The organism is Flavicella sp. IMCC45537, assembly GCF_057197705.1.
Map to the genome: position 1 here is coordinate 523,246 of NZ_CM170067.1, position 24,635 is coordinate 547,880.

At 33.3% G+C, this 24,635-nt stretch carries 20 protein-coding genes, 1 tRNA gene and 1 pseudogene; 6 read left to right on the forward strand and 16 right to left on the reverse strand.

Annotated elements, in window-relative coordinates:
* The first annotated feature begins 39 nt into the window (after positions 1–39).
* Positions 40–1,014, forward strand: coding sequence for an oxidoreductase family protein (locus AC2DGP_RS02415; protein ID WP_484491437.1), 975 nt, complete (start codon positions 40–42; stop codon positions 1,012–1,014).
* Here the strand turns inward: AC2DGP_RS02415 and AC2DGP_RS02420 are convergent.
* The 6 genes and pseudogenes from AC2DGP_RS02420 to dnaX all read right to left on the reverse strand — a co-directional run bounded on the left by AC2DGP_RS02420 (position 1,011) and on the right by dnaX (position 7,702).
* Positions 1,011–1,775, reverse strand: a complete 765-nt coding sequence (locus AC2DGP_RS02420) for a TIGR02757 family protein (protein ID WP_484491438.1) — start codon at positions 1,773–1,775, stop codon at positions 1,011–1,013. The genes AC2DGP_RS02415 and AC2DGP_RS02420 overlap by 4 nt on opposite strands.
* Before the next feature lie 4 nt (positions 1,776–1,779).
* Complete coding sequence (locus tag AC2DGP_RS02425) at positions 1,780–2,361, reverse strand: MiaE family protein (RefSeq protein WP_484491439.1); 582 nt, start codon at positions 2,359–2,361, stop codon at positions 1,780–1,782.
* Positions 2,362–2,364: 3 nt separating this feature from the next.
* Entirely contained in the window at positions 2,365–2,907 is a 543-nt protein-coding gene (locus AC2DGP_RS02430; protein WP_484491440.1) for a pyridoxamine 5'-phosphate oxidase family protein, read from the reverse strand.
* A 2-nt stretch (positions 2,908–2,909) separates the two neighbouring features.
* The gene (locus AC2DGP_RS02435; RefSeq protein WP_484491441.1) at positions 2,910–5,111 is read right to left on the reverse strand and encodes a SulP family inorganic anion transporter; all 2,202 of its coding nucleotides are present in this window, start codon (positions 5,109–5,111) and stop codon (positions 2,910–2,912) included.
* Positions 5,112–5,114: 3 nt separating this feature from the next.
* Positions 5,115–5,957 carry a universal stress protein gene (locus tag AC2DGP_RS02440; RefSeq protein WP_484491442.1) on the reverse strand — a complete coding sequence of 281 codons (843 nt, stop codon included), beginning with the start codon at positions 5,955–5,957 and terminating at the stop codon, positions 5,115–5,117.
* 54 nt (positions 5,958–6,011) lie between these two features.
* Positions 6,012–7,702, reverse strand: a pseudogene (gene dnaX / locus AC2DGP_RS02445) (DNA polymerase III subunit gamma/tau).
* A gap of 188 nt (positions 7,703–7,890) precedes the next feature.
* Here dnaX and msrA point away from each other — a divergent pair.
* Positions 7,891–8,511, forward strand: a complete 621-nt coding sequence (gene msrA / locus AC2DGP_RS02450; protein WP_484491443.1) for a peptide-methionine (S)-S-oxide reductase MsrA — start codon at positions 7,891–7,893, stop codon at positions 8,509–8,511.
* A gap of 22 nt (positions 8,512–8,533) precedes the next feature.
* On the opposite strand, the gene AC2DGP_RS02455 is transcribed toward msrA, so the two are convergent.
* The 4 genes from AC2DGP_RS02455 to AC2DGP_RS02470 are packed head-to-tail and all read right to left on the reverse strand — an operon-like array spanning position 8,534 to position 10,219.
* Entirely contained in the window at positions 8,534–8,698 is a 165-nt protein-coding gene (locus AC2DGP_RS02455; RefSeq protein ID WP_484491444.1) for a type II toxin-antitoxin system antitoxin, read from the reverse strand.
* A gap of 1 nt (position 8,699) precedes the next feature.
* Positions 8,700–9,188: a hypothetical protein gene (locus tag AC2DGP_RS02460; RefSeq protein ID WP_484491445.1), complete on the reverse strand. Its 489-nt coding sequence runs from the start codon at positions 9,186–9,188 to the stop codon at positions 8,700–8,702.
* 2 nt (positions 9,189–9,190) lie between these two features.
* Positions 9,191–9,349, reverse strand: a complete 159-nt coding sequence (locus AC2DGP_RS02465; protein WP_300321210.1) for a DUF4177 domain-containing protein — start codon at positions 9,347–9,349, stop codon at positions 9,191–9,193.
* Between the two features lie 9 nt (positions 9,350–9,358).
* Complete coding sequence (locus AC2DGP_RS02470; RefSeq protein ID WP_484491446.1) at positions 9,359–10,219, reverse strand: SPFH domain-containing protein; 861 nt, start codon at positions 10,217–10,219, stop codon at positions 9,359–9,361.
* A gap of 166 nt (positions 10,220–10,385) precedes the next feature.
* Here AC2DGP_RS02470 and AC2DGP_RS02475 point away from each other — a divergent pair, with 166 nt between their 5' ends.
* On the forward strand, positions 10,386–12,122 hold the full coding sequence (locus AC2DGP_RS02475; protein ID WP_484491447.1) for an ABC transporter ATP-binding protein: 1,737 nt from the start codon (positions 10,386–10,388) through the stop codon (positions 12,120–12,122).
* 37 nt (positions 12,123–12,159) lie between these two features.
* On the opposite strand, the gene AC2DGP_RS02480 is transcribed toward AC2DGP_RS02475, so the two are convergent.
* The 6 genes from AC2DGP_RS02480 to AC2DGP_RS02505 all read right to left on the reverse strand — a co-directional run bounded on the left by AC2DGP_RS02480 (position 12,160) and on the right by AC2DGP_RS02505 (position 19,610).
* On the reverse strand, positions 12,160–12,471 hold the full coding sequence (locus tag AC2DGP_RS02480) for a Dabb family protein (RefSeq protein WP_484491448.1): 312 nt from the start codon (positions 12,469–12,471) through the stop codon (positions 12,160–12,162).
* A gap of 6 nt (positions 12,472–12,477) precedes the next feature.
* Positions 12,478–13,350 carry a tetratricopeptide repeat protein gene (locus AC2DGP_RS02485; protein ID WP_484491449.1) on the reverse strand — a complete coding sequence of 291 codons (873 nt, stop codon included), beginning with the start codon at positions 13,348–13,350 and terminating at the stop codon, positions 12,478–12,480.
* Positions 13,351–13,419: 69 nt separating this feature from the next.
* Positions 13,420–14,877, reverse strand: coding sequence for an MltF family protein (locus tag AC2DGP_RS02490; protein ID WP_484491450.1), 1,458 nt, complete (start codon positions 14,875–14,877; stop codon positions 13,420–13,422).
* A gap of 48 nt (positions 14,878–14,925) precedes the next feature.
* Positions 14,926–15,837: a DUF4421 family protein gene (locus AC2DGP_RS02495; protein WP_484491451.1), complete on the reverse strand. Its 912-nt coding sequence runs from the start codon at positions 15,835–15,837 to the stop codon at positions 14,926–14,928.
* Between the two features lie 133 nt (positions 15,838–15,970).
* Positions 15,971–16,627, reverse strand: a complete 657-nt coding sequence (locus tag AC2DGP_RS02500; protein WP_484491452.1) for an NAD(P)H-binding protein — start codon at positions 16,625–16,627, stop codon at positions 15,971–15,973.
* Positions 16,628–16,697: 70 nt separating this feature from the next.
* A complete protein-coding gene (locus tag AC2DGP_RS02505) occupies positions 16,698–19,610 on the reverse strand; it encodes an FAD-binding and (Fe-S)-binding domain-containing protein (RefSeq protein WP_484491453.1) in 2,913 nt (970 codons plus the stop codon).
* A gap of 257 nt (positions 19,611–19,867) precedes the next feature.
* Here AC2DGP_RS02505 and AC2DGP_RS02510 point away from each other — a divergent pair.
* The 3 genes from AC2DGP_RS02510 to AC2DGP_RS02520 all read left to right on the forward strand — a co-directional run bounded on the left by AC2DGP_RS02510 (position 19,868) and on the right by AC2DGP_RS02520 (position 24,635).
* Positions 19,868–19,942, forward strand: a tRNA-Val gene (locus AC2DGP_RS02510).
* 410 nt (positions 19,943–20,352) lie between these two features.
* Positions 20,353–21,471, forward strand: a complete 1,119-nt coding sequence (locus AC2DGP_RS02515; protein WP_484491454.1) for an efflux RND transporter periplasmic adaptor subunit — start codon at positions 20,353–20,355, stop codon at positions 21,469–21,471.
* A gap of 5 nt (positions 21,472–21,476) precedes the next feature.
* Positions 21,477–24,635, forward strand: coding sequence for an efflux RND transporter permease subunit (locus AC2DGP_RS02520; protein ID WP_484491455.1), 3,159 nt, complete (start codon positions 21,477–21,479; stop codon positions 24,633–24,635).

Below are 24,635 nucleotides of genomic sequence, written 5' to 3' on the forward strand. Positions count from 1 at the left end.
TGCATTGATTTTTATATTTGTGGAAAGCGTTAGAAACTTATGCTAAAAGAATTTGAAAGAGATATTTTAGAACAGCTAAAAGCTAATACAATAGAGCCTTTAGAGGAAATACAAGCACTTTGGAGTGGTTATGGTAGTATTGTTCGCTATCGTGTGCTTGGTGGAATGGTAGAGACTGTAATCATCAAACACATTAAACCTCCTAAACAAGGTAATCATCCGAGGGGATGGAATACCAATATTTCTCACCAGAGAAAGTTAAAGTCCTATCAGGTAGAGTCTTCTTGGTATCAAAGCTGGAGTTCAAAATGTATGGAAGCTTCAAGAATTCCTAAATGTTTTGGTGTAATAAAAAAAGAGGAAGAAATATGCATTATTTTAGAAGATATGGATGCTGCCGGATATCCAATACGATTACAACATGTTTCAGAAAAGCATTTGCAGAACTGTATCAAATGGTTGGCAAATTTTCATGCCACTTATCTCCATCAAAAACCAAAAGATTTATGGACAGTGGGAACTTATTGGCATTTAGAAACACGACCTGAAGAACTTGATGTTTTGAGCGATATTAAATTGAAACAAAATGCCAAAAATATTGATGCCATTTTGGTGAATAGTACTTACCAAACCTTTGTTCATGGGGATGCAAAGCTTGCTAATTTTTGTTTTTCTTCAACAGGTGAAGTTGCAGCTGTCGATTTTCAATATGTTGGAGGAGGAGTGGGGATGAAAGATTTAGCCTATTTTGTTGGGAGTTGTTTTTACGAGGATGAATGTGAACGTAAAGAGCAAGAAATTTTAGATCGTTATTTTTCAGAATTGAAAATAGCTCTTAGAAAGAATAACTCCTCTGTAATATTTGATAAATTAGAAGAAGAATGGCGTGCTCTTTATCCAGTAGCATGGGCAGATTTTCATCGTTTTTTAAAAGGATGGAGTCCTGGTCATTGGAAAATAAATAGTTACAGTGAAAAGATTTGTAACGAAGTATTAAAAAAAATAAATAATTAAAATTTCTCAAATACACCAAGCCCAAAAAGTGCAAAGTCATATTTTACAGGGTCGGATGGATCTAGTTTACGAAGGGCGGTATCAAGTTCTAACAGTGCTTTACCGTCATTTTGTTTTCTTGTAAGGATTCCCAGTTTTCGAGCAACATTTCCTGAATGTACATCTAATGGGCAAGAAAGTAGGGCTGGACTGATTTCTTTCCATAATCCAAAATCAACGCCTTTTGTATCCTGTCTAACCATCCATCTAAGGTACATGTTAATTCGTTTAGCAGCGGAGCCATTTTTAGGATCGGAGACATGTTTGGTACTTCTAGGAAGATGAGGAATTTCAAAAAACACTTTTTTAAACTCATGAATAGCTGATTGTAAGGAATCTTGAGTTTGATTTTTTGTAAAAACACCTTCTAATCCATTATGATTGAGGTAAATGTTTTTTAGGGAACGAATAAAGAATTTGAAATCTTCTAAGTTATAGGTTCTATGCACAAAGTGTTCGATTTTGGACAAATCCTCTTCCGTATGATTTAAAATAAAGTCGTAAGGAGAGTTTCCAAGGAAATCCATCATTTTATGACTGTTTTTTATAATCATTTCCCTTTTACCCCAAGCAATTGTTGCAGCTAAGAAACCAGCAATTTCTATATCTTCTTTTTGAGTATATAGATGTGGGATTTGTACTGGGTCAGAATCTATAAAATCTAAGGTGTTGTACTCTATAACCTTAGTATCTAAAAATTCTTTTAGTTCCTTAGAATTCATTTTTCTAACCGTGTATAGATTGTGTAGTTCCTAAATCCTTCATAATATTTGCTTCGTATTCCAACAAAGCATTCCATTTTTCATTTACTTGATTTACATCACCATAATTTCTGGCGAATTGTAAAAATAGAGTGTAGTGATTTGCTTCAGAGACCATTAAATCTCTATAGAATTTTGCTAATTCTTTGTCTTCAAGATTTTCAGATAATAATCTAAAACGTTCACAACTTCTAGCTTCAATCAAAGCAGCATACAAAAGTCTGTGTACCAATTGATCTGTTCTAGAACCTCCTTTAGGAAAGAATTTTAATAATTCAACAACGTATAAATCTTTTCGATCTCTACCCAAGGTTACGCCTTTAGCAACTAATTTATCAAGCACTAACTTAAAATGACTCATTTCTTCCTTTACCAAAGCAATCATTTCTTGTACAAGATCTGTGTATTCCGGGAAACTAACAATTAATGAAATCGCTGTTGAGGCTGCTTTTTGCTCACAATGTGCATGATCAATTAATATTTCATCAATGTTTTTTTCTGCAATGTTTACCCATCTAGGGTCTGTAGGTAATTTTAATCCTAACATATTTTACTCTGTTATTTGTGTTTCGAAACCATCAAAACTAGTGGAGTTCTTTTCTAATTGGTATTCTTTTATTTTTTCTTCACCCTGCTTTGTAGCCCAGTCATTGAGGTGAGTTCTTTCTTCTTTGAAATCATAAAAAGGTACTGCCATTCCGCAAGATTCTTGAACAGCTTCAATATCTAATTCTATAATTTGACGCGCCCCTGCTAAAGGAGGGAAATACGAGATATAATCAGTGAATTCAGTATCTCTTTCATGGAAAATTTTTGCTTTTCCATATAGTCTTAGAATATTTGGTTTTCCTTCAAAAGCAGTAAACATGATGGTCATTCTGTTATCTTGTAATAAATGAGCAGCGGTTTCATTTCCACTTCCAGTCACATTCAGCCAGATAATTTTATTATTATTTAAAACTCTAAAAGAGTCCATTCCCTTTGGTGAAATATTAATAGTTCCAGTAGGGGCAGCGGTAGCAACAAAAAACAATTTTTGCGCTTTTATAAAGGAAATAATTCCGTCGTTTAATTCTTTTTGTTTCTTTCCCATAATTATTGATTTATGATTTTTTGTAAACGGACACCAAAATCAGTCATAGCTTTGATTTCTTTTACTGATGCAAGTCTCTCTTTATACACAATTAATAATCCATTTTTAGAAGCTTCTATATGATAGTATGTATTGCTTTCAAAAAACAAAACTAATTCATCATTAAATAATTTTTCAATGGCTTCCGTTTCGTTACCAGAAAGATAAAATCTTTTTGTGAAATCTTGATGATTTTTAATTCTAATATCTTCATAACCTGCAAGGTGATAAATGTATTCAAATAAACCATCTCTGTCTAATATAAAACTAGGGATATCTTTATTCACTTTTATGTGCATCATGGTACTTCTCACCACCTGCTTTGCAATAAATTCCCCTTCTGTATAAATCACATCAAATACAGTGGTGTCTTTATTAGAGAGAACATTTTTAATTTTACTGATATTTTTTGATTTAAAAAAACCATAATTTTCCAGAAACAAAAATGGCTTTTTTTGAAGGGCACGGTAGTTATAATGAAATGCCTCTGAAATATTTTTGATGGCTTTTTGTCTTCTTGTAAGATTTTTTGAGGCAAGTCTTTTTGTGGCACTTATTCTTCGCAAAGCAAATGGGTGCTCAGTATGTGAACCATGTAAGTCTAATCCGGTAACTTCAAAATGCCCTCCTTTAGAGGTAAAGGTATTAATGTAGTCGTTTACATTTTCCATTACGGTATGATCTACAAAGCTACATCTAGAAAAATCTAAAATAACATCTTCGTTTTCTGGAATTTGATCCAATTTGGATTTTAGTTTAGAGTAATTTAAAAATGTACAGAAATTAACAACACTTACATAGTAGTTGTTTTTCTCATCATCTTCTTTATACATTAAAACATTAGGCTTTAATAAGTTTCGAGTGAATAAAGTAAAGTTTTTGTTTAAAATGACATGAATGATAAATGTAATCAGGATACCACTAAAAATTCCAATAATTAAATTGAAGAATATGGTAGCGAGCAAAGTAGTCATAAAAATAATTAGCTGCTCACCTCCAATTTTAAATACTTTAGCAATGTTTGTTGGGTTTGCTAGTTTGTAACCTGTATATACTAAAATTGCAGATAAGGCAGGTAAAGGAATTTTACATAATTGATCTTGAAATAAAAGGATAAATAAAACAAGAAAAAATGCATGAAAAAAATTGGCAGATCGATTGGAAGCTCCGTTGTTTGCTGCAACTGAACTTCTGGCAATTACAGTAACCACATTTAGGCCACCCAAAAAACCACTCACTGTAGTTGCAATCCCTAAGGCTTTTAAATCTTTGTTGATATTTGATCTTCTTCTTAAGGGATCCAATTTATCTACTGCTTTGATACTTAAAAGCGATTCTATACTTGAGATTAATGTGATTGCAAGTACCACATTTATAAATTTAATACTAAAAATATTAGAAAAGTCGGGAAAAGCAAGACTTTGAACGATATTGTCGGGTATATTGATCAATAAACTTTTATCTACAGGATATTCTTGTTGTAAGAAATATTCATAATGGTACGCCAAACCAACTGCTAACATTACAATCCACATAGGAGCAGGAATCAACTGGAAATAACGATTTCTAATTTTAGAATAGAAAACCATGATAAACAAACTCATAATACCCTCCATACCTGCAATATAATTGTTGTGTGTATCTACAAAAAAGTGATACACGGTAAATGGAATTTCATATAATAATTCTATCGTAGTTCCTTTGATGGTAATATATCCGAACATTACATGAAACTGTTTGGCAAGAATACCAATACCAATAGCTGCTAACATTCCTTGAATAGCAGAAGAAGGAAAGAAATCACTAAGACTTCCCATCCTTAAAAAGCCAAGTATTAGCATCAGAATACCTGCAAAAACAATGGCAGCAAGCGTGAATAAGTATCCTTGATGTAAGTCCCCGCCTGCTAAGGTAGTGATGGCTCCAAGAAGTACAACTACCAACCCGTTACCCGGTCCTGTTATGGTGACGTTAGATCCTCCTAAAAAGGCAACCAGAATACCACCAATTACAGAAGATATAACTCCCGCTACCGGAGGCGCTTCAGAGGCTATTGCCAAGCCTAAGCCTAGTGGTAATGCTATTAATGATACTACAAAACCAGCAAATATATTTTTAGGAATTGTGGAGATAAAACTTTTGAGCGCAGATTCTTTTTGTACCATATGTTATTTAACAATGAGAACATCCGTTGGGAGTTCAGATAATATATACTCCATATCGTGCGGAAACAATCTATCTAATATAGTTGTTTTGTTAGGAGCGTTCATAATCAATAAGTCAGCTCTCACAACACGGGCATAATGACCGATAGAATAACCTCTTTTACCAAAAATACTTTGAGTTTTTATAGCAATTCCATTTTTATTTTCTTCAGAAATATGAGTTAGAATATCTTTAACCCTCATTTCTTCTCTATTGGCAATCCTTTCTTTTTCGATCTTCATTTTTCGCAATGAAATATCATCATTTGCTTTTGCATGAATTTCTTGTTGGGTAACCTCTTCCACAATTGTAATTTTTGGACATGATAGTCCTTGAGAGACATAAAAGGAGGTTTGAATTGTTTCTTCAGTTCTAGGATCTTGCAATCCATTTACAACAATATGTTTACACGGAACTCTTTCTACTGAATGTTTTATCAATAAAAGTACCGAACATGGAGCTTTTCTGGTAAGAATTCTTGCAATAGATCCTACATAGTATTTGTATATATTCTCCTTTTGAAGGGCTCCTAGAATAAGCAAATCTATTTGATGTGTTTTGCAGGTGTCTAAAATAACATCAACAGGATTACCTGTTTGAAATACTAAATTTTTTTTAGAATGAAGTTTAGGAGCGTTTTGGAAAATATTTTCCAGTTTAGATTCTTTTTCCTTGGTTTTTTCGCCTACATGAACACAGACTAATTCCGAGTTAAACATATTTGCCAGTCGAACGGCTTCATGTATGTTGGCAACTATATTTGGGGAAAATGCAATACCTATTAAAATTTTATCAAATGAATGCATTTAGTTTATATTTGTTAGGGCGGCAAGATATTAAAAAAATGTAACTAACTGATATTAAATGTCGAGACCAAATAAATTTCTAAGTAAATCTATTGTTGGGTTTAATTCTTGCAATTTTTCAAATTTTTCTTGCGGTGTATACACAAACTTTTTAACCTCGGTAACTTCAATTTTTATAGTCAAATCAATACTATAATTGTTAAGCGAATCTCTTAGGAATTTCAACAATCTAGGTCTCAGTCTTTCCAATTGTTCAGCCATCAGCTGATTAGGAAGTATATAATGAATGTGGAATTCTGATAATGTAGGTTTGGATGCCATTAAAATAGAAGCCAAACTTTTATCTCCTCTTTTGATAAGTTGCTGTGCGTACTGCGACCATAAGTTCACCAATTTTCCTTCAGAGAAAGGAGTTTTCGGTAAGGTATCTCTATCAATTTCAGTTTCAGGCGTGATTTCCACGGCTTCAACTTTTTCAGTCAAACTTTTTAAAGAAAGAGCAGAAGTTCTCCTTTTGCCGGTTCTCATTCGTGGAGCCGGTTTTGGTGGGGCCACATTTTGCGAAGGACTTTCTGGGAGTGATTTTTCTTTTGGGATCTCTTTTTTTACCGTTTGAATTTTTTCTTCAACCAATTGAGATTTAAAAAATGAGGCAGGTATTATGTAGTTACTGCTTTTTTTTTTTCTGCCTCGAAGGTTATAGAAGCAATTTGCATCAAAGTCAATTCAACTAATAAACGTTGATTTTTACTAGTCTTGTATTTTAAATCACAATCGTTCGCTTTTTCAATGGCTTGAAGTAAAAAAGGCAACGAAGCCGCACTAGCTTGTTCTAAATATCTTTTTTTAGCAATATCTCCAACTTCTAAAAGAGGGATTGTTTCAGCATCTTTTGCGACTAATAAATCTCTAAAGTGTGATGCCAGTCCGTTGATGTAATGATGTCCTTCAAACCCTTTACTTAAAACAGAATTGAATTCAATCAGTACTTGAGGAATGTTGTTTTTTAAAACTAAATCAGTTGTTTTAAAATAAACATCATAATCCAATACATTCAAGTTTTCAGTAACAGCCTCTCTAGTAAGGTTTTTTCCGGAAAAACTAATAACCCTATCAAAAATCGACAAGGCATCACGCATAGCACCATCTGCTTTTTGAGCAATGATATGCAATGCATCATCATCAGCCGTTATTCCTTCTTGTTCTGCAATTTTCTTTAAATGTAATTTTGCATCTAGCACACCAATTCTTTTGAAATCAAAAATTTGACAACGAGAGAGAATGGTAGGGATTATTTTGTGTTTTTCAGTTGTAGCTAAAATAAAAATAGCATGAGCAGGTGGTTCTTCTAATGTTTTAAGAAAAGCATTAAATGCTGCTTGAGATAACATATGAACCTCATCAATGATGTATACTTTGTATTTTCCTGTTTGAGGAGGAATACGAACTTGATCGGTTAAGGATCGAATATCATCTACGGAGTTGTTAGAGGCAGCATCCAATTCAAATATATTGAAAGCAAAATCTTCATCCGCATGAGTTCCATCTTCATCATTAATTTTTTTAGCAAGAATCCTGGCACAACTAGTTTTTCCAACTCCTCTAGGTCCTGTAAACAATAAAGCTTGTGCTAAATGGTTGTTTTTTATAGCATTCTCCAAAGTATTGGTAATGGCTTGTTGGCCAACCACGTCTTCAAAAATTTGAGGACGATACTTACGAGCAGATACTATAAATTGTTCCATAGAGTGATAAAAATTGAAAGACAAATGTAGGGATTCGAACAGCGATAAGCAACAAAAAAATACTGCTAGAATAAAAAGATTTTTTTGTAATGAATATGAGCTAGTTATTTAAAAAAAAATTAATATTGCTTGTAATTATTTAAGATACCTGCGTACTAAATGGTGTAGGTTTAAAATGAAAATTAAATATGAGGAATAATAAAATTGTAGTGCTAATAGTGGGATTGTTTTTTACTATGTCTTCATTAGAGGCTCAGAATTATGAGAAAAAAGTAAAAAATGGAACTTTAAAAGTGGCTTATTTTGCTAGTGGTTGTTTTTGGTGTGTTGAGGCAATTTATGAGAGTGTGAATGGGGTAGAAGAAGCGATATCTGGTTATTCTGGTGGACATACTAAAAATCCAACTTATAAATCAACGGGTACTGGAAAAACCGGACATGCTGAAACAGTTGCAGTATATTATGACCCCAATATTGTGAGTTATGAAAGTTTGGTTGAGGTATATTTTGGAAGCCAAGATCCGACTACTTTTGGGCAAAATCCAGATTTTGGTTCTCCTTACAGAAGTATTATTTTTTATCAAAATGCAACAGAGAAATTAATTGCTACAACCATGTTTGATGCTTTAAATAAAGAGGTTTATAGAAATAAAATGGTAACTGAGATTAAGGCTTATGAAAAATTTTATGAAGCAGAAGACTACCACCAAGATTTTGAGAAATTACATCCGAACAATGGCTATGTAAAAAATGTATCGATACCGAGATTGAATCGATTTAAAAAGGCTTATCCTGAATTGTTAAAATAAAACAAGAGGAGTAATTATTAGATTACTCCTCTTGTTTTTTAGGGGCTCTTTTATGTTCTTTAAGACTTTGCATAAGCATCCATTCAATCTGTCCGTTGGTAGATCGAAATTCATCAGAAGCCCATTTTTCAATAGCCTTAATCATATCTTCGTTGATGCGTAATGCAAATGCTTTCTTTTTAGCCATATTATTTTTTATATCGCAGCAATATTTCTTTTGCTTTTGCTTCTAATTGAGTGCCAATTAAAATTTTCTTACCATTGTTTAAATGCAACTGAATTCCTTTGTTTCCTGATACATTCATGGCAGTTCCATTTAATTTTTTCCAAAATCTTCCACCTTTTAAGCCATAGCCACCAAATTCGGTAAAAGCATTGTAGGTTCTAACTTCAGCTGTTTTAATTTGATCCCATGAAATAATATTATTGCTAAAATGAAATGGTAAAAATTGATAATGAATTCCTTTTTCATCAATTCTAGTTTTTAATTTAAAAAGAAAAATCAAGCTTGCAGAAGCAATAATAATGGACAAAGTTACAAGATACTCATAGATATTCATTCCATTTTTATTTAGAAATAAATGAGTAACTAAAAGCAATGGCCCCAAGCTGCTGACAGCGAGTAGGGTAATAAGCCATTTTTGTTTGAATTGTTGTTCTTCCACAAATACTCTCATAATTAGCGGTTTTTTTCTCTTTCAAAAACAATTCTTGTAGAGCTCTCAGAAATATGTCTCGCTTCCCATCCAGCCCTTCCATATTCATTCAGCACATCTTCCAGCTTTTCATTGTTATTTGAAAAACCCATTTTCCAATTGATAACTTTATATTCTTTCATGTTTCTTGATTAATGGTTTAGTGTTCCTGTATTTAAAACAGGTGAAGCTTCTTTATCACCGCATAAAATAACCATTAGGTTACTTACCATAGCAGCTTTTCTTTCTTCATCTAGCACTACAATTTCCTTTTTATTCAGTTCTTCTAAAGCCATTTCTACCATGCTTACCGCTCCTTCTACAATTTTGTGTCTTGCTGCAACAATAGCGGTTGCTTGTTGTCTTTTGAGCATTGCATTTGCGATTTCTTGAGCGTAAGCTAAGTAACCAATTCTAGCTTCTAGAACTTCTATTCCAGCAATAGATAGTCGTTCTTCAATTTCTTTCTCTAAGGCTTCACTTACTTCGTTTACACTAGAGCGTAAAGTAATATCTTCAGCAAGTCCTTCGTCTGCAAAATTATCATAAGGGTACATACTCGCAAGTTTTCTAACGGCCGCGTCTGTTTGAACACGTACAAAGTTCTCGTAATTGTCAACATCAAACGCCGCTTTGTATGTATTGGTAACACGCCAAACTAAAATAGTACTGATCATGACAGGGTTACCGAGTTTGTCGTTTACTTTTAAGCGTTCACTGTCAAAATTACTTGCTCTTAATGAGATTTTCTTTTTCTTATAAAAAGGATTTGCCCAATAAAGTCCATTGGTTTTTACAGTTCCGATGTATTTACCAAATAGTAATAATACTTTAGAGCTGTTTGGATTCACCAAAACAAGTCCAAATGATAAGAATAGCCCGATAAATGAGAGAGGAATATAAATACCAGTTTCGTTACTTATTGATAGAAATATTCCACCGAATAATAATAAAAAGATGAGTACTAACATGAAATACCCGTTGAGAAGTTTAATAGTTTTTTCTTGGTTCATAGTAATAGATTTAAAGTGATATCAAAATGATATCACAAATATAAGAACAAAATACTTTGATTTGCAAGTGTTTAAGGAAAAATGTTTTTTTAGAGTTTAACAATAAGCTTTCCATGACGATTTGTCCTAATTTATTTTTTGGCTTGATATTCGTATCTTTTCAAGCATGAGCAAAAAACAAGTATCCTTTAAATGGGCCTTTACAGAGTATATTTGGCCAAGAAGAAAAACTATGTTTGTTGGACTTTTACTGATTATAGTAAGAAGTTTAGCAGGAATGGTTTTACCATATTCAAGTAAAACGTTAATTGACGATGTCATTCCATCACAAAATATTCAAAATCTATTGTTGTTGCTTGGAATAGTGTGTTTTGCTATTTTAGTGCAAGCGCTATCTTCATTTTCGTTAACTAGGGTATTGAGCGTAGAAGCACAGCATTTAATTTCAGTTTTAAGGGCACAGGTGCAAAAAAAATTATTAAAATTACCCATACGTTTTTTTGATAATAACAAATCCGGGGCTTTGGTTTCTAGAGTAATGTCTGATGTGGAAGGTGTGCGAAATTTAGTTGGAACAGGGTTGGTTCAATTGGTAGGAGGTTCTTTTACGGCGATTATTTCTCTTGTAGTTCTGATAAGAATTAATGCCTTGATGACTGTCTGTGTTTTAGTACCTGTTTTGATTTTTGCATTTGTAGCATTAAAAGCTTTTGGGTATATCCGACCGATTTTTAAAGATAGAGGAAAGATTAATGCCGAGGTAAAAGGAAGGCTGACAGAAACTTTAAATGGAATTCGTGTGATCAAAGGGTTTAATGCGGAGGAACAAGAAAGTAAATCGTTTGAGAAAGGGGTAGAACGTATTTTTCTGAATGTAAAGAAGAGTTTGACTGCGACGGCGATAATAACAAGTTCTTCTACATTTTTATTAGGATTGGCCTCTGCCGGAATCATGGGAATTGGTGGCTATTTTATGATGGATAATACGATGACTTATGGTGAATTTATTTCTTTTACCTTGTTTTTAGGGTTTATGATTGCACCGATTGTTCAAATGAGTAATATTGGTAGTCAATTGACAGAAGCTATGGCAGGCCTAGATAGAACTCAAGAATTGATGGAGATGGATGAGGAAGATGATCCAGAGCAAAGAAAAGTGGTGTTAAAAAATATCGAAGGTAAAATTGATTTTGAAAATGTTTCATTTAGTTATGAAGAGCATAAGGAAGTTTTACATGATATTAGTTTTTCAGCGAAAGCAGGTTCTGTTACAGCATTAGTAGGTTCTTCAGGATCAGGAAAATCCACTATTGCTGGGTTAGCAGCAACATTTTTAAACCCTAGTTCAGGTAGCGTTCTTTTGGATGGAATTGATATGTCTACTGTTAATTTAAGTAGCTTTCGAAGAAATTTGGCCGTGGTTTTACAAGATGATTTTTTATATGAAGGTACCATTCGTGAAAACATTTTGTTTCCAAAACCAGAGGCTAGTGAGGAGGAGTTGTTGGCAGCCGTGAAAGGCGCATATGTAAATGAGTTTACTGATCGTTTTGAAGAAGGTTTAGAAACTGTAATTGGAGAAAGAGGAGTGAAGCTTTCAGGAGGTCAAAGACAACGTATTTCTATTGCTAGAGCTATTTTAGCAGATCCTAAAATTATTATTCTAGATGAGGCAACTTCGAATCTAGATACACAAAGTGAAAGTTTTATTCAAAAGAGTTTGCAGGAGCTAATGAAAAATAGAACCACTTTTGTAATTGCACATCGATTGAGTACGATTCAAAAAGCAGATCAGATTTTAGTGATAGAAAAAGGAAATATAGTTGAATCTGGAAAGCATACTGAGCTTATAGAGAAAGAAGGTAGATATTACGAATTATTCACCTACCAAAGTAGGATATAAAGAAAGAGGTTTTACATTTTGTAAAACCTCTTTTTGTTTAACTCTTGATTCCATCATATATAAGCACCTTGCTCCAAAGTGGGCTAGCTTCATTTATAAAATCAATATGCGCTTTTTCTACTTGGTAGGCATCATGTCTTTCTTTAGAGGTGAATCCTACGGTGAGTTTAAAACTGAAGGAGTCATCTACAACATCTCGTTCTGCTTTCGGTGAAGTTCCATAAAAGGATAGATCTACATATTTTGAGTCTTCAATAAAAGTTTTCAGGCATTTTTCGAAAGTATGAGCCTCTTTTTCAGGTTCTTTTAGCCAGAATAAAACAGTGTGCAAGAATTGGATAGATTTCATATCAAATTATTTTTTTGAGTTATATGTGAAGTTATGTTCTTTAGCAATTGCATTAAAGGCTTCCATTTGATTTTTTGCATGCATCGTTGCATGGATAGAATCAATTAATGTGTTTGCTTTTTCTATCTCAGTTAATGCAGTTTTTGGTGTGTATTGCAATGCTTTTATCGAGTGTAATAAGGCAGCTTCGTTTAGTTCATCTCTGTATTCTGTTTTAGCCAATCCTAAATAAACATTGGACATTTGTGGGAAGTGAGTTGTAAGTGTACTAAAATAGACAGAAGCATCTTTGTTGTCTTCAAGTTGGTAATAAAGTTCTCCCAGATTCAATAAGGCTACATCTCCTTCTGGAAAAATTTTTAAGGAAGATTTAAATGATTTGATGGCTTTTTTTTGCTCGTTATTGTACATATAAGCAATACCAAGTTTGTCCATGGCCATTACAAAACTTTCATCAAGCCTAATAGCTTTTTTATATGCGCTTATGGCAGAAGCGTATTTTTTTTCCGTGATGAGTTTATCTCCTTTTAGGTAGTTAAATGTTGCTTCCTTATTAGAAGAGGGAGTGTAGGCTAAATATTTTTTGCGTTCTGACCTTTTGGTAGTAAGTGTGCTGCAGTTTTTGGTAAGTAACTCAAAAACGTTTTTGTATTTTTCTCTAAGTTCTTCTATAGAAACCTTAGGTTTTAATTCAGGAAATTCTTGTTCAATTTCAAATTTGGCTTGCAAAATACATTTTTTCATGCCTTTGTCTATGTCCTCTTTAATATCAATATCTTGGATATATGTACAACTTAATTCAGCAATTTTTTCTTCGTATTGCTGTGCAAATAAAGTGCTTCCAATAAAAAATATTGCGATGGTTACTATAGATTTCATATCTGATTCTTTGGCTTTGATTTTGAGCTATTAAACATACAAAAATAAAAGGCTTTTATACATTTATCCCTATTCTTTTATAAATTCTTTATAATGGTTGTAACGTTGGTAAATTTGCGACACATAGTTATATGGTTCAATTCCTCTTACATATCCATAACTAACCACAGGATCGGAAAAATGTTTTTTATGACTTAAATCTAAGATCATTTGTTCAACATTATCATCCCAGATATTTTTATTCAATCCTCTTTTTGTTGCCAGTTTTTGAGCGTCTAGTACATGATAGTAGCCGCAATTGTAGGAGGCCATTGTTAGTTTTTGTCGTTGGGTTTTGTCTTCTGCTTCTTCAAATTTGTTATAAAGAGATGCTAAATATTTAGTACCTCCTTGCACGCTATGCTTTGGGTCAGATCTGTTAGGGACTCCTAATTCTTTGGCAGTAGAGGGCATTATTTGCATCAAACCACCTGCACCTGCCCATGATTTTGCTTTGGGATCAAATCGAGATTCTTGATAGATCAATGAAGCAACCAGTCTCCAGTCCCAGCCGATTTTTTTAGATTCTGTTTTGATCAAATTATCATAAATACTGATTTTGTTTGTGTTGATACTGTAAAAGCTACTTTTGATACGTTTTTTAAAATCTTTTTTATTCTTGAAGTATTTGTTGTAGATAACATAATAGTCTACATTTTTCTTCGCTTTTTTTAGCCATTTGTTTAGTTCTGCAAGTAACTCGGTAGATTCTTTTCTAGTGGCCCAAGCTGTTCTTTGTGAAAAACTGATGGGAACATCAATATCTAAAATAGGATAATAGGACGCCATGATTTTTGCAATATTATCGTCTGCAACGGTGTATTTAATTTTACCTTCTGCAACCATTTTAATGATCTCATCGGTGGTTAGTTCTCCGTTTAGGGTGTCAATGTGGATGGTACCTCCCAGTTCTTCGGACAAGTTCTCTAGTCTTTCTCTATAGGATGTTTCTGCTCTTACAGAGACGGTGTCATTCAAAAGCTCCATGGGGTCATGTATAACAGAACGCTCAAGTGTGCTCCATTTTAAGGATCTCCAATTATTCGGTTTTTTCTGTACTAAAACTTGTTTGGTTAGGTAAATGTAATCAGAAAAATTAATCAATTCTTTTCGCTCATTTGTCACAGTCAAACCATGAGCCATTAAGTCTACTTTGCCGCTTTGAAGGTTAGGGATTAGGTTATTAATATCTTGTGCTACAACAATTTCTAATCGAACTCCTAAGTGTTTTGCAAAGCGTTCTAATAACTCATATTCAAACCCCATTGTTTTTCCTTTGTAGAGAAAATAACTAGTGGCACTATAGGTAGTTGAAACCTTTAGGACTCCAGATTTTTTGATGTCATCCAAGCTTCTTTTTTCGTAAGCTATTGGTGTTTCTTGTGTCTTTGTGGTATTCTCAACTATTCCATTTTTTTTATACTCTTTTTTATCAGAAGCACAAGATAGTGTACTTAGTAACAACGAAATAATAATAAGTTTTTTCATAAAACAAAGGTGGTTTGGTAAGGGGAAAATACAATTATTTTTTTGCGATTACAATGGAAGTTTGCCTTCTATTTTAGAAACGTTTTTCTTTAAGAATTTTGGAGAGTCTATTCTTAATCCAAAAAATAAATTATAAAAGACTCTTGTTTCATTGTTTCTAGCGGTTGTATGTTGTTGCTTGTAGTGCGTATCTGAAAGGGTAGCAAAGATACCGCTGTAGAATTTTTTTCCATTGTAACCCGTACCTATTTTTCCTTGCCATTGCGTGAGTAAATTGTTTTGATAGCTTAGATTGCTGGTTGCAGTACTTCTTGTTGTCAATTTGGTATGTATGTTTCCTATGCTTACGAGTGCACCAATGGTGGCATAAAAATTTTCTTTGAGTACAAAATTATAGGCGTAACCGGGGCCAATGGTGAATTCAAGGTTGTCTGATTTTTGAGTGTTTATGTTGGATGATAGATCATCTATTGTGTACTGTCTTAGTTTTAGAACAGGAAGGAAGGTGCCTGCACTTTTTAATTGCCTTTCCATATGTGAGGTGATACTTCTATAAGAGAATTTTGAATTTTGGATAAATCCTGTTTCTATTTCATAGGCGGTATAATGTAAATCAGGGAATTGAATGAAGTTATTTTCTGGAATGCTGGTAAAATCTGAGCTGTTTTTTAAGTAGTAACCTTGAATGTCTGAATATTGTAGAGTTGTGAACCAGTGTTTTAAAACCAATTTTATTTTTAAGTTGAAAGAACTGGTTTTTCCTTTGGAATCATTATCGTTGTTGTTAGGGAAAATTTTTGGAGCAAATTGAAAGCCAGCTAGTATAAATTTATAATTTAATTGAATGCGATAATTAGTTCGGATATTTGGTGATAGTTCGTAGCTAGTGTTATTCGTTTTTACTTTAAAAATTTCATACTCATTATTGATAGAATTTTCAATTGCTAATTTGTTCCGCATTTTTTCGATAAACCCGTTTTCCACAATAACTCTGGTAGAGTCAATTTGGCCAAAACTCCATAGGGTCAACATTAAAAATGATAATAAGGAAAATAAGTCCTTTTTATGAAGTTGTCTCATAGTTGTAATAGTTCTATTCTCCGAGTTTTTGTATTTCGTCAGACAAAAATAGAGAGCTATTCATTTTAGAATTGGCAACTTTAATCATAGCACTGGCAACGGTTATGGTTTTAATGGCTCTGTATTTTTTTAAAGGACCTAAAAATAAAAAGTTGACTCCTTTCATAAAAATAGCTGCTATGGATTCTAGGATACGAGTCTCTTTGGAGTTTCTGAGTAAAAGAGAAGGTCTGAAAATAAACGTTTGCTCAATGTTAAAGTTAGAAATCCTAACCTCCATTTCACCCTTTGTTTTTGTGTAGAAAGTATTACTTTGACTATTGGCTCCCATTGACGAGATTACTAAAAATTTGGGAATCTTATTTTGCTTAGCCATTTTTGCCGCAGTTACGGGAATTCCAAAGTCAATTTTTCTGTAAACGTTTTCATCGGGGGTTTGTTTTTTTGTGGTACCGATACAGCAATATACTTCGTCAGCAGTGAACTCTTCAATTTGTTTTTCTAGTTCAAAAAGGTTGCCTAAATATTCTTTTATTTTCGGGTTGCTTATATTGCAGGTTGATCTAGAGAAAAGTTTAACCGTGCTATATCTCTTATCTAGCAGTAATAATCTTAATATATGATTTCCTGTTGCCCCTGTGGCTCCGATGATAATAGCTGTTTTTCCCATTTTTTCTAGTTTTAGATGCGGTCTACAAACGAAAGGTAATAATTAATGCTGAAATATTTACGATGCTTTTTTAAAGCATGGCATCATATAAGATTTCTACGGGGTGTGTTGCGGTTTTATTCACTCCATCTTTTATTTGGTGTCTGCAGCTTGTTCCTGAGGCGGCGATAGTTACAGAATTGTCAAGTTTTCTCAGTTTTGGAAATAATGTATCTTCTCCTATTTGCATACTGATGTCATAATGTTCCTTTTCATACCCGAAGGATCCAGCCATTCCACAACATCCAGTGTTTAAAATGGTCACTGTGTAGTTTTCTGGTAAATTTAAAATACTGAAAACAGGGGAGGTGGAGCTTAGTGATTTCTGATGACAATGTCCGTGTATTTTTATGGTCTTTTTATCTTTTGTAAACTGTTTGGCGGTCAGTATGTTTTTATCAATACAGTTTGCTAGAAATTCTTCTATGGTAAAAGTGTTTTCTGAAATTTGAATCGCTTTTTCTTTGTCGGACACCATTCGATGGTACTCATCTCTGAAAGTTAAAATAGCAGAGGGTTCAATTCCAATAAGGGGTGTTTCTTTGGAGATAAGCGGATGGAAAATAGCAATGTTTTCTTCTGCTTTTTCTTTTGCAAAGGAAAGAAGTCCTTTGGAAATAGCGCTTCTTCCAGATTCAGCATGATTGATAATTTTAGGATCGTACCCCAATTTAGTTAGTGTTTTTAACGTCGCAATTCCTGCCGATACATCAAAATAATTGGTAAACTCATCACAAAAAACATACACTATTCCAATTGGATTCACTGGAGTGTAAAGCTTTAGCTTGTTTTTTTTATAATGTTGAAGTAGTGTTTTGGTATTAAGTTTAGGTAGTTCTCTTTTGTTGCTAATACCTAAAATATTTTTAACAAAGTTTTTATTTAGGAAAAAGTTGGTTATTCCTGGAGTGATGCTTCCTAGCTTATTATATTTTTCGTTGTAAGCAAATAGTTTTGTTCTCAGACTAGGAGTGTTGTTTTTGTAGTATTGATGTAAAAATTCAGCTTTTAGAACAGATACATCTACATTACTAGGACATTCACTAGTGCACCCTTTGCAATTTAAACACAAGTCAAAAGCTTCGTATAATTCTTGATGGTTGAACTTATTAATTTTATCACTGTTGGTTAAGAATTCTCTCAACGCATTAGCTCTAGCTCGAGTAGTGTTTTTTTCGTCTCTTGTAGCACGGTAACTAGGGCACATGGTGCCGCCTGCTTCTGCTGATTTTCTACAGTCTCCTGATCCGTTACATTTTTCTGTCAATCTCAGGATGCCTTGATTGTCAGAAAAATCTAAGAAAGTTGTAACTTCTGGTTCTTTTCTGTTTGGTGTATATCTTAGGTCTTCGTCCATGGAGTAAGAATCAATGATTTTCCCTGGGTTTAATATATGATTTGGATCGAAAGCGGCTTTAATTCGTTTGAGAAGAGCATAGTTTTGTTCTCCAATCATTAAAGGTATAAATTCAGAACGAACAATTCCGTCTCCATGTTCACCACTAAAAGAACCTCTGTATTTTTTTACTAATTTAGCAGTGGCGGTAGTTATTTCTCTAAATAACTTTACATCTGCTTTTTTCTTTAGATTTAGAATAGGACGGAGGTGTATTTCACCGGCACCTGCATGAGCATAATAAACAGCTTCTTGTCCATAGTTATCCATCATTTTAGTGAACTCTGATATATAAACAGGTAAATCTTCTAATACAACCGCTGTATCTTCAATACATGCTACTGCTTTTGGGTCACCAATTATATTTCCGAGTAAACCAAGTCCTGCCTTTCTTAATTCATGCACTTTTTGAATATCAGCACCATGTATTTTAGGAAAATGATATCCGAAATTAGAATTCTTTAAATCTGCAATAAGAGCATCCGCTAATATCTCTGTTTCTTCAGGGGAGTTAGAAGCAACTTCTAGCATCAATATAGCTTCAGGATCTCCATTTAAAAAAAATCTATTTTTCTTTTGATCTGCATTGTTTTTGGTACAATCAAGAATTATTTTATCCATTAATTCACAATTGTACAAAGTGTGTTTCATTGCCGTAACAACTGCCTCAAGACTCTCTTGGATACTTTTAAAATGAGCACCAATCATAATATTATGAGAAGGAGGTAGGTGATCTAGTTTGATAGTGATCTCTGTACTAAAAGCCAAAGTACCTTCACTTCCGCAGAGGAGTTGTGCTAAATTGATATTTTCTTTAGTCCCTCCAAATAATTTTGATTCTAATAATAAATCTATTGCATAACCAGTATTTCTTCTGTGAATTTCTTTTTTAGGAAATTCTTTATGAATCTCATCTTGTTGATTTTTTTTAGAAAGCTCCTCATAAATGCTTTTGTAAAGTTGTCCCTCTAAAGAATTTTCTTGGGTCTTTTCTTTAAATTGTTCTGAAGTCATTTCATGGAAATAGGCAATACTTCCATCGCTTAAAATAGTTTTTAAGGCAATTACTTTATCTCTAGTAACCCCATATCTAATGGAAGTTGTTCCAGATGAATTATTACCTACCATTCCGCCAATCATACATCTATTGGAAGTAGAAGTATTTGGGCCAAAGAATAAACCATGTGGTTTTAAATATCTATTCAAATCATCTCTTATCACTCCAGGTTGAACGGTAACCGTGCGTTCTTTTTTGTTAAAAGAGATTATTTGGTTTAAATATTTAGAAGTATCTACTACAATTCCATTGGTCACACATTGTCCTGCTAACGAAGTTCCTGCGGTTCTAGGAGTTAATCCTATCAGGTGTTTGTTGGCAAAAGATAAGAGTTCAATAATATCCGACTCGTCTTTTACAATGCTTATGGCTGATGGTTTTTTTCTGTAAACTGACGCATCTGTAGCATAAATACTTTTGTGTAGTTCATCAGTAAATAGTTCTCCCTTTAATTTGGCACGTAACTTATTGAAATGTTCTTCTGTTGGCATAAATGGTAAATAAGACCTAGATGATTATAGAAAGTAAAATTAATTATATAATTGAATTTAAGATAGAATTACAGAAAAGTTTCCATCTGAGGATTGAAGTTTTTGGTTTTCTTTCTTTTTTGAATAAAAATTATTTTTTTTATTCTTCTAATCGATTCAATCTCAAAGATTAAGCGTTTTTAAGCTGTTTTAATTGAAAAAAAACCAATAAAAACGCTTGTTTATCTAAATATCGGTGCTATATTTGTAACCGCTAAGGGCAATTAGCTCAGTTGGTTCAGAGCACCTCGTTTACACCGAGGGGGTCGGGGGTTCGAATCCCTCATTGCCCACAAGAAAATTAAAAGACTACATGAAAATGTAGTCTTTTTTTTGTTTTACAAAATTTCAAAAAAATAAAAATTAATTTTTTGAAATGTAAAATAATGGGATTTAGTTAAATAAATAGCAGCTATTCTCCTCAAACCAGTTAGATTTAGGGTTGTGTAATTTCTCATTGCTAACAAAAGTATAAGCTTTACAGGCTATGTAGCTTTTTGTTAGCCCCTACTTTTTATATATGGTACAGTTTTCTTTCAGTTCAAATCCATTGAGGAATTAAGTATTGTTTAACAGGTATTGAAAGGTCCATTTAGGCACGATGTTTGTATATTTGAGGGCTTAAACAGAGTATGATAAAATTATTGTATTTTGTTTTAGAGAAAAATAGAATTCATCTTACTTAAACAGTACAAATTATTTCATGGGAAAAGCTAGATTCGTTATTCTTGGGATTGTCATATTAGCTCTTTCTGTATGGGCTTACCAAGGTTTCATAAATAATAAAAAAGAAAAAAAAAGAGTTTTAACAAAAGTTGAAAAAACTGTTTTTACAGAAGTCGTACAGAATTCAGAAATCCCTATTGTTATAAAAGAAAAAGGAAGTCTTCGCTCAAAGGATCGAGTTGTTTTGTACTCTGAAGTGCAAGGGGTACTAGAGAATTCAAAAAAAGAATTTAGAGTAGGAGTTGCTTTTAAGAAAGGAGAAACACTTTTAGCGATAAATAGTGATGAGCATATTGCTACTTTAAAAGCTCAGAAAAGTATTTTTCAAAATTTAATTGTATCCATCATGCCTGATTTAAGAATGGATTATCCAGATTCTTTTGAGAAGTGGGTAAAATACTTAGACAGTTTTGATGTGAATAAAAGAATTAAAGAAATTCCTGAGCCTTCTTCCGATAAAGAAAAATACTTTATTACAGCCAAAGATATTTACACTACTTACTACAATATCAAAAATTTAGAAGTGCGCTTAGAAAAGTATAATTTAAAAGCACCTTTTGATGGTGTTATTACAGAGGTAAATGTAAATGAAGGTGCACTGGTTCGTCAGGGGCAGATAATGGGAGAGTTTATCAATACTGATAAGTATGAGTTAACGCTTTCAGTCAACGCTAGTTTAGCGAATGATATTAGAATTGGAAAAAAGGTAGAATTAACTGATTTAACTGAAACGATTAAAGTTACTGGAAAAGTTGTTAGAATTGGTGGTAAAATCGATTTAAGTAGTCAAACCTTAGATGTGTTTATTGAGGTGAGTGGGAAGAATCTAAGAGAAGGAATTTATTTAGAGGCTGAAGTTACCGCAAGAGGTGTTCCTGATTCCTATGAAATAGCAAGAAATTTATTGATTAAAAAGGAACATGTGTTTGTTTTTAAAGATTCTGTATTAAATAAAATTCCTGTTACTCCAATTTATTACAAAAGAAATACGGTCATTGTAAAAGGAATTCCAAATGGGGCAGAGTTGATTTCTAGACCTGTATTAGGAGCTTTTGATGGAATGCCAGCTAAGAAATTTAATACTTCCAAAGAGTAAGTAATATGAAAAAAATAATTTCTTATTTTATTAAATATCCTGTCTCTGTTAATATTATTATCATCGCTTTCGTTCTGTTAGGGATTTTAGGATATTCTAATTTAAACTCTTCATTTTTTCCTTTGTCAGATTCGGATCAGATTTCGGTCAATGTGGCGTATCCAGGAGCTTCTCCATTAGAAATGGAAGAAGGGGTTGTGTTGAAAATTGAAGACAATCTAAAGGGAATTGTTGGGATAGATAGAATTACTTCCACATCAAAAGAAAATTCTTCCTCTATTGCCATAGAAATTATCAAAGGGTATGATATCAATGTGGTTTTGGCGGATGTTAAAAATGCAGTTGACAAAGTACCTAATTTTCCAACCGGTATGGAGCCGCCTGTTGTGGCAAAAGTAGAACGTATTAGAGAAACAATAAGTTTTGTGATTACAGGAAAAGATATTCCTTTAAAATCGCTTAAAACATTTTCGAGAGAAATAGAAAATGATTTAAGAAGAATGGAAGGAGTATCTCAGATTTCTATAATGGGGTTTCCAGAAGAAGAAATAGAAATAGCAGTGAGTGAGAGTTCTTTAAGGGCTTTTGATTTAACTTTTGCCGATGTTGCGCAAGCTGTTTCAAAAAACAATATTCTTACTTCAGGAGGATCTGTAAAGACTAGCTCGGAGGAATTTTTAATTCGTGCCAAGAATAGATCTTATTATGGAATTGATATGAATGCTATCGTGGTTAGAGCTGACCCAAATGGTAGAGTCATTCGATTGAAAGATATTGCTGAGGTTTCAGATAGATGGAATGAATCACCAAATCGTTTGTATTATAATGGAGATTTATCTGTTAGAGTGCGCGTGGATAATACCAATAGTGAAGATTTAATAGGTACTGCAGATAAGGTAAACGAATATATTGAAGAGTTCAATATAAGACATGATAATGTTCAGTTAGTGGTTGCTAGAGACTCTTCAATCACCTTGGTAGAAAGAACAAAATTATTGTTTACCAATGCTTGGCAAGGAATGTTGTTGGTATTATTGTTTTTGTCACTTTTTTTAAGACCTCGTTTGGCTTTATGGGTTGCTGCAGGGTTACCAGTTGCCTTTTTTGGTATGTTCATGTTAGCAGGGTACTTTAATGTTACTATAAATGTGTTATCTCTTTTTGGGATGATTATAGTAATTGGAATTTTGGTTGATGATGGAATTGTAATATCTGAAAATATTTACCATCATTACGAACAAGGTAAGAATCCAGTAAGGGCAGCAATTGATGGAACCATGGAGGTTGTTCCTCCGATATTTTCTGCGATTTTTACTACAATCTTGGCTTTTTCAGTTTTCTTTTTTCTAGATGGACGATTAGGAGAATATTTTAGTGAAGTAGCGACTGTAGTAGCTTTAACTTTGGTAGTTTCATTAGTTGAAGCTTTGATTATTTTACCGGCTCACGTAGCACATTCTAAGGCTTTAGACAGAAATGAGAAAGTAAATATAATCAACAAACACGCTGAAAGGGTAATGGATTATATGCGAGATCGTTTGTATGGTCCCTCATTGAAATTTGTATTGAAAAATAAGTTTTTTGGTATTGTGATTCCGATTGCACTTTTCATAATTACATTAGGAGCTTTTAAAGGAGGATTGATAAGAGCTACTTTTTTTCCGAATATTGCTAGTGACAGGGTTGCTATTTCCTTACAAATGCCGCAAGGAACCAATGAAAAAATAACAGACTCGATTATAAGTATGATAGAGGATAAGGTCTGGGAGGTAAATGAGGAGTTGACAGCCGAACAAACAGGTAATTTATCTGTTGTAGATAATGTGATTAAAAGATTAGGAGCGGGTACATCAACAGCGTCTTTAAACGTGAACTTATTACCTGGACAAACAAGGGATTTTAACGCTATTGAAGTAGCAAATAGGTTTCGAACAGCTGTAGGACCTGTATATGGAGTTGAGTCTTTGGTTTTTGGTTCAGGAGGTAGGTTTGGAGGAAGCCCAATTTCAGTTTCATTATTATCAAATGATATTGAGCAACTAAAACAAGCCAAGGAAGAGCTAAAACAAGATTTTTCTGATAATCCAATATTAAAAGATATTTCAGATAATGACCCTCAGGGAATTAAAGAAATTAAGATCAAACTTAAAGAAAGTGCTTATTTGCTTGGTTTGACGTATCAAGATATCATGACTCAAGTAAGGAGTGGTTTTTTTGGATATCAAATCCAGCGTTTTCAGCGTGGTCAAGACGAAATAAAGATTTGGGTTCGTTACAACCGAGAAGAGCGTTCTTCAATTAAAAACTTAGATGATATGAGAATTGCGACACCTACAGGGGCAAAAGTTGCTTTTTCAGAAGTCGCTACTTATGAAATTGAACGTGGTGAAATTAAAATCAATCACCTTAATGGTTTAAGGGAAATTAGAATTGAGGCCGATTTAAAAGATGATAAAGCTTCTGCTACAGAAGTCTTGCAAGAGATGAAATCAACCGTCATTGCTGATATGTTGGCTCGATATCCGCAAGTATCCGTTTTATATGAAGGTCAAAATAGAGAAGCTGCAAAAGTGATGAGTAATATTCCAACGGTAGGAGGAATTATTCTTTTATTAATTTATATAGTCATTGTATTTACTTTTAGATCCTATGGTCAACCATTTATGCTTTTACTAATGGTTCCTATCAGTTTTGTAGGAGTTGGTTGGGGGCATTATATTCATAATTTCCCAGTGAATATGCTCTCGATGTTAGGGATTATTGCGTTGATTGGAATAATGGTAAATGATGGGTTGGTTTTGATAAGTAAATTTAATTCTTATCTAAAAGAGGGCTTAGAATTTGATGAAGCTTTACTTAAGGCAGGTAAATCTAGGTTTAGAGCCATTTTTTTAACAACCATTACTACTGTTGCCGGTTTAGTTCCCTTAATTTTTGAAACGAGTAGACAAGCACAGTTCTTGATTCCAATGGCCATATCAATTGCTTATGGGATCATCATTGCTACTTTTTTAACGTTGTTGACTTTGCCAATTTTATTGTCTTTTGCGAATTGGGTAAAGGTTTATGTGAAATGGTTTTTCAGTGGATCAAAACCTACTCGAGAATCTGTAGAAAGGGCTATCAAAGAAATGGAGTACGAACAAAAAGAATTAGAACTATAA